The organism is Crocosphaera sp. XPORK-15E, assembly GCF_034931425.1.
In the GTDB taxonomy this organism is placed as follows: Bacteria; Cyanobacteriota; Cyanobacteriia; order Cyanobacteriales; family Microcystaceae; genus UHCC-0190.
Genome location: NZ_JAYGHQ010000006.1, coordinates 292,815 through 305,712 on the forward strand (window position 1 = coordinate 292,815; position 12,898 = coordinate 305,712).

General features: G+C 36.6%; 14 protein-coding genes. 9 read left to right on the forward strand and 5 right to left on the reverse strand.

What is annotated here, in order from left to right; translation table 11 throughout:
- Window positions 1-19: 19 nt before the first annotated feature.
- Window positions 20-2,350, reverse strand: coding sequence for a single-stranded-DNA-specific exonuclease RecJ (gene recJ, locus VB691_RS08040; RefSeq protein WP_323290952.1), 2,331 nt, complete (start codon window positions 2,348-2,350; stop codon window positions 20-22).
- Between the two features lie 116 nt (window positions 2,351-2,466).
- On the opposite strand from recJ, the gene VB691_RS08045 reads away from it, so the two are divergent.
- The 7 genes from VB691_RS08045 (at window position 2,467) to VB691_RS08075 (ending at window position 9,026) form a co-directional block, all read left to right on the forward strand.
- Complete coding sequence (locus VB691_RS08045) at window positions 2,467-3,033, forward strand: sigma-70 family RNA polymerase sigma factor (RefSeq protein WP_323290953.1); 567 nt, start codon at window positions 2,467-2,469, stop codon at window positions 3,031-3,033.
- The gene (locus VB691_RS08050) at window positions 3,033-3,434 is read left to right on the forward strand and encodes a hypothetical protein (RefSeq protein WP_323290954.1); all 402 of its coding nucleotides are present in this window, start codon (window positions 3,033-3,035) and stop codon (window positions 3,432-3,434) included. The genes VB691_RS08045 and VB691_RS08050 overlap by 1 nt, the downstream gene beginning before the upstream one ends.
- Before the next feature lie 54 nt (window positions 3,435-3,488).
- Window positions 3,489-4,001, forward strand: a complete 513-nt coding sequence (locus tag VB691_RS08055; protein ID WP_323290955.1) for a Spy/CpxP family protein refolding chaperone — start codon at window positions 3,489-3,491, stop codon at window positions 3,999-4,001.
- A 144-nt stretch (window positions 4,002-4,145) separates the two neighbouring features.
- Window positions 4,146-4,757: an alpha/beta hydrolase gene (locus VB691_RS08060; protein ID WP_323290956.1), complete on the forward strand. Its 612-nt coding sequence runs from the start codon at window positions 4,146-4,148 to the stop codon at window positions 4,755-4,757.
- Between the two features lie 368 nt (window positions 4,758-5,125).
- Window positions 5,126-6,142 (forward strand): adenosyl-hopene transferase HpnH, encoded by a 1,017-nt coding sequence (gene hpnH, locus VB691_RS08065; protein WP_323290957.1) that lies wholly within the window; start codon window positions 5,126-5,128, stop codon window positions 6,140-6,142.
- A gap of 111 nt (window positions 6,143-6,253) precedes the next feature.
- Window positions 6,254-6,847 (forward strand): Uma2 family endonuclease, encoded by a 594-nt coding sequence (locus VB691_RS08070; RefSeq protein ID WP_323290958.1) that lies wholly within the window; start codon window positions 6,254-6,256, stop codon window positions 6,845-6,847.
- A 22-nt stretch (window positions 6,848-6,869) separates the two neighbouring features.
- Window positions 6,870-9,026 (forward strand): Tex family protein, encoded by a 2,157-nt coding sequence (locus tag VB691_RS08075; RefSeq protein ID WP_323290959.1) that lies wholly within the window; start codon window positions 6,870-6,872, stop codon window positions 9,024-9,026.
- 257 nt (window positions 9,027-9,283) lie between these two features.
- Here the strand turns inward: VB691_RS08075 and VB691_RS08080 are convergent, their stop codons facing one another.
- Both VB691_RS08080 and VB691_RS08085 read right to left on the reverse strand, forming a co-directional pair.
- Window positions 9,284-9,445 (reverse strand): PCP reductase family protein, encoded by a 162-nt coding sequence (locus VB691_RS08080; RefSeq protein ID WP_323290960.1) that lies wholly within the window; start codon window positions 9,443-9,445, stop codon window positions 9,284-9,286.
- A gap of 108 nt (window positions 9,446-9,553) precedes the next feature.
- Window positions 9,554-9,751 carry a hypothetical protein gene (locus VB691_RS08085; RefSeq protein WP_323290961.1) on the reverse strand — a complete coding sequence of 66 codons (198 nt, stop codon included), beginning with the start codon at window positions 9,749-9,751 and terminating at the stop codon, window positions 9,554-9,556.
- Between the two features lie 294 nt (window positions 9,752-10,045).
- Between VB691_RS08085 and psb34 the strand changes: the two genes are divergently transcribed.
- Window positions 10,046-10,216 carry a photosystem II assembly protein Psb34 gene (psb34, locus tag VB691_RS08090; protein ID WP_323290962.1) on the forward strand — a complete coding sequence of 57 codons (171 nt, stop codon included), beginning with the start codon at window positions 10,046-10,048 and terminating at the stop codon, window positions 10,214-10,216.
- Between the two features lie 81 nt (window positions 10,217-10,297).
- Here the strand turns inward: psb34 and VB691_RS08095 are convergent, their stop codons facing one another.
- Together VB691_RS08095 and VB691_RS08100 are read right to left on the reverse strand one after the other, a co-directional pair.
- On the reverse strand, window positions 10,298-10,612 hold the full coding sequence (locus tag VB691_RS08095) for a hypothetical protein (protein ID WP_323290963.1): 315 nt from the start codon (window positions 10,610-10,612) through the stop codon (window positions 10,298-10,300).
- 2 nt (window positions 10,613-10,614) lie between these two features.
- Window positions 10,615-10,791 carry a hypothetical protein gene (locus VB691_RS08100; protein ID WP_323290964.1) on the reverse strand — a complete coding sequence of 59 codons (177 nt, stop codon included), beginning with the start codon at window positions 10,789-10,791 and terminating at the stop codon, window positions 10,615-10,617.
- Window positions 10,792-11,069: 278 nt separating this feature from the next.
- Here VB691_RS08100 and aspS point away from each other — a divergent pair, with 278 nt between their 5' ends.
- On the forward strand, window positions 11,070-12,866 hold the full coding sequence (gene aspS, locus VB691_RS08105) for an aspartate--tRNA ligase (protein ID WP_323290965.1): 1,797 nt from the start codon (window positions 11,070-11,072) through the stop codon (window positions 12,864-12,866).
- Window positions 12,867-12,898 lie beyond the last annotated feature (32 nt).

Sequence of the window (12,898 nt, forward strand, 5' to 3'; positions counted from 1 at the left end):
TTTATAAAATAATCATTGTTCACATTTTAGCATAATTTAAAATCTCTTGTAAGGTGTCTAACGAAATTGTAACAAAATATTGTCTTTGAAAGTATTCTTCTTTGAGGGTTTCTAACAATTTTTGTTTGGCGACTTGATACTTAGAATTTTGGGGTAATTCCTGAGTAAATTGTAATTCTTGATGATTTTTATTAAGTTTAAAGCCAAGGGTATCTAAGAAATATAAGGCTAAATTAAGAGAGCGATCGCTTAATTTTAATTGTTCTTTTAACTGTTGTTTTGTTATGGCTTTTTCAGTGCGACTGAGATATTTAGCAATACCAATTAATTGTTGCATAATTTCTTGTCCATTAAAGTGAGGAGAAACTGAATAAGCAAGGGTTAAATTTTGTTCATTTTTTAAGCTATTTTGATACACTTTTTGTAATTCATCCCAACTGGTGGGACATTGTTTTAAAATTTCCCCATCTAAATGATTTTTGCTTAAGTTATCTTGATTACGAAAATCAATTAAATCAGGTTTATTTTCAGGAGTTTGTTGATTATTATTCGTGACTAAACTTTCCCTGAGATCAATTAATCGCACTTCATAATTATGAGTATGAGTGTTATAGTCTAGTTCAACAATAGCATCATATAAGTTTTCTTTACCTTGAGGTAATTCATCTTGATAATGTTCCCACCAAATACCAGGAAATCCTTGTTCGACGGAGCGATCATAAATCAGAAATTTTGTCTTAATATATCTAACTGTCTTGTGTTTTAAATCCCTAAGATTCTCATTTTTTAAGGCTTTGAACCAACAATTTTGAATCAATAATTTAGGAACAGGATTTCCCATTCCACAAGGTTCTAACAATTTTAATTCTCGAAACAAAGATTGACTTAATTGAGATACTGTTACTACTAAATCAGCTTTAATAGTATTGTTTAAGTAATTAATATCAATAATCTCTTGTCGTAACTGTTGATTAATACCTTCTTGAAATAAGGGAATATTTTCAACAGGTAAACTTAAACCTGCTGCAAAGGGATGTCCTCCAAAGCGATCTAATAAATATTGTTGAGATGCCACTAATTTATAGAGATCAATATTACCAATAGAACGAGCAGATCCTCTGGCTAACTTTATGTTTTCTTTATTAACATTTTCTGCTTCTGCTGTTGTCAATAAAATAGTAGGACGGCCATATTCTTGAGCAATTTGTCCTGCCACTAATCCTAACACACCACTAGACCATTGAGGATCTTCTAAAACAATCACCTGAGTTGTTGATAAATCTAAATTAGCCAACTTTTTTTTGACATTTTTAACGACATCTTTTTGTAAAGATTTACGGCGAGTATTGGCTAATTCTGTATCTTCAGCTAATTTTTGACATTGTTTTATATCCCGACTGGTCAATAATTCAACCCCAAAACTAGCATCTCCATGAATACGACTAATAGCATTAATTCGGGGGCCAATTCCAAAAGAAATATCTGTGGGGCGATCGCCGTTTTTTTTGCAATATTTTAAGAGAGCAACAATACCGGGACGAGTGGAATTCTGTAACTGTTGTTGTAGCTTGTCAATGCCTTTTTGCGCTAAATAGCGACAGTCTCCTTTTAATTCTACTAAATCAGCAATTAACCCAATAGCAACTAAATCTAATAAATTTTCTAAGGGTTTTCGAGGAATATTTGGTAAGGTTTGATATAAAGCTTCAACTAATTTATAAGCAACAGCAACCCCCGATAAACAAAAGAGAGGATGATCGCTAGAAAAATAACGAGGGTTAATAATAGAAACTACATCAGGCCGCTCATCAGGTAAAGTATGATGATCCGTGATAATAAGATCAATACCTAATTCTTTAGCATAGTCAATTTCTCTTAAATTCGTGCTTCCCGTATCACAAGTAATAATTAATTGAGTGCCTTTTGTCGCTAATTTTTTAATTCCCGAAATATTTAAACCATGAGATTCTGTTGCACGATTAGGAATATAATAATTTAATTGTAAATGAGGTATAAAAAATTCTCCTAATCCTTCCCAAAGAACACTGGTTGCCGTAATTCCATCTGCATCAAAATCACCCCAAATTGTCACTTTTTCTTGTTTCTCAAAAGCTGTTTTTAAGCGTTTCATCGCCAATTTCATCTCTTGTCCAAATTCAAAAGGACTCAAAGGATGATAAATATTAGTATCGAGAAATCCATATAATTTTTCTGGGGTTTGTATACCCCGTTGCCATAATAATTGAGCCACATATTTCCCATCAGATTCCGGTGTATAAGATTTAACAATATCCAGAAACCAAGCAGGTAGAGAAACAACGGGTAAAACTTGCCAATGAGGTTGAAACATATTAGTTAATAATTGATAGTTAATAGTTGATGATTGAGAATTTATAATGTCATTGAACCTTTTTAAGCATCTCCTAGTCTAAAGACTTGAATTCAGTGATAGGTTAAAACGTAACCGTGTTAGCAGACAACCCCGCGGGTACAACAGAAAAAGACTTGGTGCTTCGGTGTCAACAAGGGGATACCCCCTCATTTAAACAATTGTACCGACGCTATCAACAACGGGTGCGAGCTACTCTCTATCAACTGTGTGGGAGTGAAATGCTCGATGATTTAGAGCAGGAAGTTTTCTTAAGAGTTTGGAAAGGTTTACCCAAACTGCGGCAACCTGCTTATTTTTCTACTTGGTTATATCGTATTAGCTGGAATGTGGCAACGGATAAGCGACGACAATTTGCTCAAAATATGTCCTCTGAGGATGATGGTTCTATCTTAAATATAATGCCATCTCGTCCCGAAGATACCCCAGATTTAATGCGATTACACTATCAAGATTTGGTACAGAAAGGATTACAATCTTTAAGTTTAGAGCATCGTGCTGTTTTAGTGTTACATGACTTAGAAGATGTCCCACAGAAAGAGGTAGCAAATATCTTAAAATTACCAGTCGGAACCGTCAAATCTCGCTTATTTTATGCTAGAAATCAAATGCGTAAATTTTTGCAACAACAAGGAGCAATGTGATGTCTCAATTCCCTCATGATGATCGAGAATTAATCTCCTTTCTTCAACGATATCGTCCCTTACCTCCTCCTGCTAAGGCAACCCTCGAAAAACAATTATTCTCAAGAATTGTTAGAGAGTCTCAGTCTTGCCATAAAAAACGATTGAGATGGTTAATTCCGAGTGCAATGGCCGCGACTTTATTGGGAATTTTAGGAGGCTATCATCTACTGCAACCCTCTCCCTATAAGCAATTTGTTAATGATTCGACGGAATTAGAAGTCGCTGAAATTGAGGATTTTATGGTAAATAGCTGGCAAGGAACCACCAGTGTAACAGTAGAAAACTCCCCTCAAATTGTTTATTCTCAATGGCTTTCTTTAGGGAATATAGAAACTCAATATTTGGTTTCTCAACCCTAATTTTTAAATCATTAGCATCAGTTTATCCCCACCTAACTATTAGGAGTTATTATCATGATCGTCAAAGAAACTGCCTTAATTTTACTCGTTGTCACCCTTGGTATTGGTGGTACTGTCGCTTTAGCTGACTCGGTGAAAGAGACTCCCTCCTCCATGTTAATTGCTGAAACCCAAGTCATCGCGCAACGAGGTGAAAGGGAAGGGAGAGAAGGGAGAGGAGCAGAAAAATTCATGGAACAACTCAAATTGAGTGATGAGCAGCTACAACAACTTAACGCAATTCGCCAAAAATATAATCCTCAAATGGAGCAACTACAGGAAAGAATTAGGAAAACGGGAGAAGAATTAAGCCAAATGATGCAGGGAAATGCCTCAGATACTGCTCTTCAGATGAAGCATAAAGATATGAGCAACTTACGCCAAGAAATGGGTAATTTGCGCTTTGAAAGTATGTTACAAATGCGAAAGGTACTGACCCCTGAACAACGCCAACAATTTGCTCAATTAATGCAGCAACGCCGTCAACAAGGCGGTTGGAATCGAGGAAATAGGGAAGAAAACCCTTAAGGAAGTCAGAAGTTTGTTTTTAGGGCTTTACTATTTTTAAATCAGCCCTAATTCAAGGTTATTTTTGACTAAAACTACGAATAAAGTTGACAGTTAAGGGATTTATTGTCATCATAATAAATGATTTTGTCAATAAATAATTCTATGTCTTTAAATGCCATTTCCATTCTTCCTCAAAACGGTAATAACCCTCAGCATCTTTTAATCATGTTACATGGTTGGGGAGCCAATGCAGAAGACTTAGCCCCCTTTGCTTCAATGTTATCCCTTCCTACCTATCAATTTCTCTTTCCTAATGCACCTTTTGCTCATCCTCAAGTACCTGGAGGACTCGCTTGGTATGCTTTAGAAACAGGTAATTATGAAGGAATATCGGAAAGTAGGCAATTATTAACTGATTGGTTATTATCCTTAGAAGAAAAAACGGGAATACCCTTATCTCGTACAATTTTAAGTGGTTTTTCTCAAGGAGGAGCCATGTCTCTTGATGTTGGAATTAATTTACCATTAGGAGGAATTTGTAGTTTAAGTGGTTATTTACAGTTTCAACCCCAAAATTTAACCACAGAAATTCCCCCCATTTTAATCATTCATGGTCAACAAGATATGGTAGTTCCTTTAAAAATGGCCCATCAGGCAAAAGAAGCTTTAACTACTATTAATGCTAAGGTAGAATACCATGAATTTAATATGGGTCATGAAATTATTCCTGATGCTCTAACAATTATGCAAAACTTTATTAAAGCTCAGCATTAAACTTTAGATTTACCCATAGACACTAACCGTAGGAGCAATTCATGAATTGCCCCTACAAAAAAACAATTTATAGAGGCGTTGCATAAGTCAAAGGAAAAAGCCCCTGAGAGTCTGGCCATGTTTCGACCTCAAGGGCGTTTGTCTTTCGTTCTTACTCCTCACACACACCCCTATCTTGACGCAAGCCTCTCAGATAAGTTTCCGCAAAGTGACGCTTTTTTAATTGTCATCTCCTCAGCTTTTGCTCAAGTTACAATACAAGCAGCAAAACTGTGCCTAAATTTACCAAAAATACAGAAAACACACCGATAACTTATTTATTTTAGTAGAATGTCCACTATAAAGAATCAAAAAGTGTGAGGGGATTTATGGCCGTTCAATTACGACAAGCACTACAAGTAGGAACCTATATTATTAGCCAGCGGTTAAGTGGTCGTCAACGCTTTCCCTTGGTGTTGATGTTAGAACCCTTATTCCGTTGTAATTTGGCTTGTTCAGGGTGTGGAAAAATTCAGCATCCTCCCGATATTTTGATGCGTAACCTCACCCCTGAAGAATGTTTTAAGGCGGTTGAGGAATGTGGAGTCCCTGTGGTGTCTATTCCTGGGGGAGAACCCTTGCTTCATCCCCAAATTGATGAAATTGTTCAAGGATTGGTAAAACGCAGAAAATTTGTTTATCTTTGTACAAATGCCATTCTCTTAGAAAAAAGTCTAGATAAGTTTGAACCCTCTCCCTATTTAACTTTTAGTGTTCATTTGGATGGCTTGCGGGAACGTCATGATAAATGTGTTGACCGTCAAGGGGTATTTGATAAGGCAATTTCAGGTATTAAAGCGGCAAAAGCGAAAGGGTTTCGGGTAACAACTAATACCACTGTATTTGAAGGAACTGAACCCAAAGAAATGCAGGAATTCTTTGATTTTCTGGAAACTTTGGGAACCGATGGTATGATGATTTCTCCTGGGTATAGTTATGAATGGGCCCCGGATCAAGAGCATTTCTTAAAACGGGAACAAACTAAAGCCTTATTCCGAGAAATTTTGATGCCTTGGAAGTTAGGTGAAAAGCGTTGGAATTTTAATCATAATCCTCTCTTTTTAGATTTCCTCTTAGGGGAAAAAGATTATGAATGTACCCCTTGGGGAAGTCCCAGTTACAGTGTTTTGGGTTGGCAAAAACCCTGTTATCTCCTCAATGAAGGCCATTATCAAACCTTTAAGGAGTTGATGGCAGAAACCAAGTGGGAAAATTATGGAAATAAAAGCGATAACCCCCAATGTGCTGACTGTATGGTACATTGTGGTTATGAACCAACGGCGGCGGTTGATGCCATGAACCCTGCCAATATGGGACGCGCTTTAGGCAGTATTTTGAGTGCTTAATTAGCTAAGATTTACCCATAGATTCTATCTGTAGGGGTAATTCATTAATTACCCCTACAAAACCCAAAATATTCCAGATAAATCATTGCTTAAATTAATCTTTAATCTCTCATGACTACCACATCTATTCTAACCCTCAGTCTCGAAGATTTTCTTGAAAAACCCAACATTGATGAATCTCCTGCTTGGGAATATATTAACGCTAAAATGTCACAAAAACCTATGCCTCAAGGACAACATAGTAAACTCCAGTACAAACTTTGCGAAACCATTAATCAGGTTGCAGAAAGTCCTCAAATTGCCTATGCTTTACCAGAATTACGCTGTAGTTTTGGTAATCGTTCTATTGTTCCAGATATTAGCATATTTTATTGGAAAAGAATCCCCACAACAGCAGATGGAGAAATTGCTAACCAATTTAATTCTTTCCCTGACTGGACAATAGAAATACTTTCTCCTAAACAAAATTCAACCAAAGTTATCGATAATATTCTACATTGTTTAGAATATGGCAGTCAATTAGGATGGTTAATTGATCCTGATGAAAGATCAATTTTAGTGTTTCAACCTCAACAAACTCCCAAGATTTATAAAAGCAATTTACCAGAAAATGAAACGGTTCGGCCAACTTTACCTATTTTAGATACAATTGATCTTAGGATAACAGCCGAGCAAATTTTTGGCTGGCTAAAAATGAAACCCTAACCAGTTATTTTGAGGAAATATTATGATTGATTTTATTAAAATTATTGCGTCTGAATTATCTATTAAACCTCAACAAGTCAATAATTCTCTTGATTTATTAATAGAAGGAGCAACTGTTCCTTTTATTGCTCGTTATCGCAAAGAAAAAACAGGTTTGCTGGATGAAATTCAGATCAGATATATTTGGGAACGCTATAATTATTTAACGGAATTAGAGAAAAGAAAACAAACAATTTTAGAAGCAATTGAAGGACAAAATAAACTCACTAATGAACTAAAAACGCAAATTGAATCTTGTTTATCAAAAACAGAACTGGAAGACTTATATTTACCCTACAAACCCAAACGACGCACCAAAGCAACAGTAGCAAGAGAAAAAGGATTAGAATCTTTAGCAGAATTGATAAAATCTCTTAATAACCCGACAGCAAAACCTTTATCTTTAGAAGTAGAAGCAAGTAAGTATATTTCTGAAGAAATAGGAATTACGACGGTTGAAGAAGCACTACAAGGTGCATCAGATATTTTGGCTGAAGAAGTAGCAGAAAAAGCTAATTTAAGGGCTTATATTCGAGAGTATTTCCTCAAAAATGGGATCTTTACTTCTAAGATTAAAAATGATCATCCTGAAGGCACCACTAAATATGAAATGTACCGTAATTTTCAGGCAAGTGTGATGAAAATTGCCCCTCATAATATCTTAGCTTTGTTTCGGGGAGAAGCAGAAAAAGTCCTCTCTTTAGATATTGATTTTGATGAATCTTGGCTTCTTGATTATTTAGCGTCTCAAGAAATTAAGACAAAAACCCCTCAAATTAAAGCTTTTTACCAAGGAATGATCAAAGATTCTTTTAACCGTTTAATGAAGCCTTCTTTGCTCCGAGAAGTGCGTTCAGATCGCAAAGCTTGGGCAGATTTAGAATCAATTAAAACCTTTGAAATTAACTTAAGAGAATTACTCCTATCTTCCCCCGCAGGAATGAAACCAACTTTAGCACTTGATCCAGGTTTTCGTACAGGTTGTAAAGTTGCAGTCTTATCAGAAACAGGCAGTTTTTTAGAGTATCAAGCTATCTTTCCCCATACGGGAGAAGGAAAACGAAAAGAAGCAGAAATGACCTTGAAAAGTTTAATTAAAAAGTATAAAATAGGATTAATTGCTATCGGTAATGGAACCGCTTCCCGTGAAACAGATCAATTTGTATCTGAGGTTATTAAACCCTTAGAAAATAAACCAATTCAAGTGATTGTTAATGAATCTGGGGCCTCTATTTATTCTGCGAGTGATGTGGCCAGGGAAGAATTTCCAGACTTAGATCTTACCGTGAGAGGGGCCATTAGTATTGGTAGAAGATTACAAGATCCTTTGGCTGAATTAGTTAAAATTGATCCAAAATCTATAGGTGTTGGACAATATCAACATGATGTGGATCAAAAGTTATTAAAAAAGAATCTAGAAGAAACAGTTGAAAGTTGTGTGAATTATGTGGGCGTAGAATTAAATATGGCTTCTAAACAACTCTTAACCTTTGTATCAGGAATTACCCCAACTATTGCTAATAATATTGTGAGTTACCGTGAACAAAATGGAGCATTTAAAAATCGTAAAGAGTTATTAAAAGTTACTAAACTAGGGGCAAAAGCTTTTGAACAGGCCGCAGGTTTCTTAAGAATTCGGGGCGGAAATAACCCCTTAGATAATACAGCAGTTCACCCTGAAAGTTATCCCGTAGTTGAAGCAATTATGAAACAATTAAATGTTCCTATATCCCAAATTACTGAAGCAAGTTCTCGTCTCAAATCTTTAAATCTTCAGTCTTTTGTTACGGATACCATTGGTTTACCAACCCTAAAAGATGTTATCGCAGAATTAGAAAAACCAGGCCGAGATCCGAGGGAAGAATTTCAATATGCAACCTTTAAAGAAGGAGTGACAGAAATTAGTGATTTAACTGAGGGAATGATCTTAGAAGGTGTGATTACTAATGTGGTCAATTTTGGCGCATTTGTTGATATTGGAGTTCATCAAGAAGGGTTAATTCATATCTCTCAATTAGCGAATCATTTTGTTAGTGATCCAAAGCAAGTGGTTAAGGTGGGACAAGTGGTTAAGGTTAAAGTTTTAGAAGTAAATGAGAAGTTAAAACGGGTTAGTTTATCTATGAAAGATTTGACTTAAAAAAATAGAAAGTATCTTGACTTTCCATAAGTATTGTAGGGGCTTAATAAGATTAAGCCCCTACAGAAGTCAAAAATTATCAATTAATTAGAAATGAGAAAAACACCTGGGAGTCTTGCCGTGTTTCGACCCCAAATGCTTTTCTACTTACTCCTCACACACCACGTAATACCGATTGGTATTCGTTACATATCAGTGTAGAGCGACAATTTTTTAATGCAAGAGAAAGAGGACACTTTCATGATTGTCACACTTTCCTACTTACTACCAAACTTAGCCTTTGCTTGTTCATAGATTTCTATGGTAATTTCATTGTGTCCTGCTTCTGCCGCGAATTTTTCAATTTTCTTGCGGGCGGCGGGACGGACAAAAAAAGGAATTTCTTTGAGTCTTGCTTCAGCTTCAGGTGTCCAGTTCATTCGGGTTCACTCTTGCATTTAACAACCTCACTATAACCCAACATTTCAACAAAAAACCCCGTCCGAAGACAGGGCAGTAACAAGAGAAAAGGGTTAAACTCAGGGAATTTAACGACCAAGCTTTTGAGAATAGGCAACCATTCCAGCACTGACAACTTGTCCATAGGTATCGAGGCGGTTTTCTTGTCCAGCGCGGGTAGGGGAGAAAAATGTATCGGTTAACCCCATAGAAGCGAACATGACGGTAGCAGCGAGAATAATGTAGTTGCGGACAATAGTGGTGTTGTTGCTGGTGGTGTGTAACATTTTCGTGACCTCTCTCTTGTTACTTTTATCTTATGAGGTCATCAGGGGTGATGTCAGTCCCAAAATCTATGTATATTAAGCCTTTTCCCTGTTCTATTGTTGGGTATGAAGTGGAATTAAGTGGAAAAAAAGACAGAGTAGGGGCAATTCTTAAGAAAGTCAGAAGTCGAAATTCAGTAACCAGATAAGTTCCAATTATGGAAGGTATAAGAATAAATTTGTCAATTCATCTTTACAAAAGTAAATATATTTGTTACATTAATATACATAGAGACATGAAGGAGGTCAAAAACGATGTACACCACCCAACTCGACAATGGACTCACCAACGTCTACGCAGTAGAAAACAAAACTTACTACGCTGAGTACCCTGCTCCTTATCAACAACGACGTTATTTCGTTCAAGGAGCGATCGCCGCATTATTTGTTACCAGCTTAGTTATTGTTTCTGCTCTCATTAGTTAAACATTTTCATCCTTGCTTAAAAATCTTATATTTCTCATGATAAACCTCGGTAAGCTACCGAGGTTTTTATTTCATTTATCCTTAAATATGTCCTGCTCTTTCTTCTTTCAAAACCGTCGCTAATTTCTGAGGTAAACTTTCTAATTTCGCATTTGTTTCTGTTGCTGAAAAAGGAGAAGTAAAGGTGTAACAGGGATCACATTCTCCGTCGTCATAAACTTGAATAAACCATTTATCCGGTAAGTCTTTAACCGCAACTTCTACAATATACCACCATTTATCATCAATTTTGCGTGAATTATTTACCAGTAACCAGTCTTTTTCTTGGTTTGAGAGTTCCCATTCTTCCATCACAAAATCAATGGCTTTCGTTTCAGCCTCAGATAAAGAAATCATCACTAATTTTCCACCTCATTTATTTTTTCAAATTCCCAGTTATTAGCATCAATTTCACTTAACAATGCGTCAAGTTTTTGCTGTGCTTCTTCCCTAGATTTTGCTTTAATGGAAAAACAAGCACTGACAACAATATCATAGAGTTTGTCAGGATTAAACGGTTGAATAGTGTGTTTCATAGAAGTCAAGAGTTAGGTCATAGGTTTAAGGGATGAACTATAATCCTAATATTTGCAATATTACGTTATAGATTAATGATTTATCCATAAAATAAATATTAATCACTGAAAAAATATTAGCGAAAATATTAACTTAATCTTAAAAATAACATCTCGTAAGACATGACACAGTTATGGATTACAAAAATATGAGACAATGGGGATTACGTCTCAATTTTACCAACCGTAACGAGATATAATGCACTACCTAGGACAATAACAATTTAGATAAAATTCAGATGCGAACCCATTATTGTAACGACTTAAAGGCAACGGATATTAAGGAAACTGTCACCCTATTTGGCTGGGTTGATCGCCGACGGGATCACGGAGGGGTGATCTTCATTGACTTGCGCGATCGCACGGGAATTGTGCAGATCGTCAGCGATCCTCAACGTACTCCTACATCTTACCCCATCGCTGAGACGTTGCGGAATGAATATGTGGTTAAAATTATCGGACGGGTGAGTATGCGTCCCCCAGAGTCCCTTAACCAGAAAATTGCTACGGGAGAAGTGGAAATATACGCTGAGTCTATTGAGTTACTTAATGGGGTAAATAAACAACTACCTTTTGTAATTTCTAGTTTAGAAGCAGAGTTAGTTAAGGAAGAAACACGGCTTAAATATCGCTATTTAGATTTAAGACGCGATCGCATGGCCAAAAACTTACAATTACGCCATGCTGTGGTCAAAGCAATGCGTCGTTATCTGGAAGATGAACAGGAGTTTATAGAGATAGAAACCCCTATTCTGACTCGTTCAACTCCAGAAGGTGCAAGAGATTATTTAGTACCTTCTCGTGTTAACCCTGGACAATGGTACGCCTTGCCTCAGTCACCTCAATTATTTAAGCAATTATTAATGGTTTCGGGGTGTGATCGTTATTATCAAATTGCGCGATGTTTCCGGGACGAAGACTTACGGGCCGACAGACAGCCAGAATTTACCCAATTAGACATGGAAATGAGTTTCATGTCTGAGGATGAAATCTTAGAACTCAATGAAGGATTAGTTTGTCATATCTTTAAAACAGTCAAAAATATTGATTTACCTCGTCCTTTTCCTCGTCTTACTTATCAAGATTCGATGGAAAAATATGGAAATGACCGCCCAGATACAAGGTTCGGATTAGAATTAGTTGATGTTTCTGATATCGTCAAAGATAGCGGCTTTAAAGTGTTTTCTGGGGCGGTACAAAGTGGCGGTAAGGTGAAAGTTTTACCAATTCCTAATGGTAATGATGCAATTTCCAATGTTCTCATTAAACCAGGAGGAGACTTATTCAAAGAAGCAACAGATGCCGGGGCTAAAGGTATCGCTTATATTCGGGTTAAAGACAACAATAAAATCGAGACAATTGGGGCGATCAAAGATAATTTGACCGAGGAACAAACAGCAGAATTGTTGATGAGAACAGGGGCAAAATCTGGTCATCTTTTACTATTTGGGGCCGGAGATACGGACATAGTTAATAAGTCTTTATCTCGCCTAAGATTAGTCGTGGGACAGAAAATGAACTTAATTGATCCTGATAAAATTAACTTACTTTGGATCACTGAGTTTCCTATGTTTGAATGGAATGCAGATGAAAAACGTTTTGAAGCCCTTCATCATCCCTTTACCGCCCCCAATTTAGCAGATTTAGATGATTTAACAACTGCCAGGGCCCAGGCTTATGATTTAGTCTACAATGGGGTAGAAGTAGGGGGCGGAAGTCTGCGGATTTATCAAAAAGATATCCAAGAAAAAGTGTTTTCTACCATTGGTTTATCTAGGGAGGAAGCTTACAATAAATTTGGCTTTTTATTAGAAGCTTTTGAATATGGAACGCCGCCCCATGGAGGAATTGCCTACGGTTTAGATCGGTTGGTTATGTTATTAGCAGGAGAAGACTCTATCCGTGATGTCATAGCCTTTCCCAAGACTCAGCAAGCGAGTTGTTTACTCACAGAAGCACCCGCTTCTGTTGAAGCTAAACAGCTAAAAGAACTGCAGGTTGCCTCAACTTATAAACCGAAAACCAAAGAAGCTTAGAAGATCAAAATATACCAATGTAGTAGAGACGT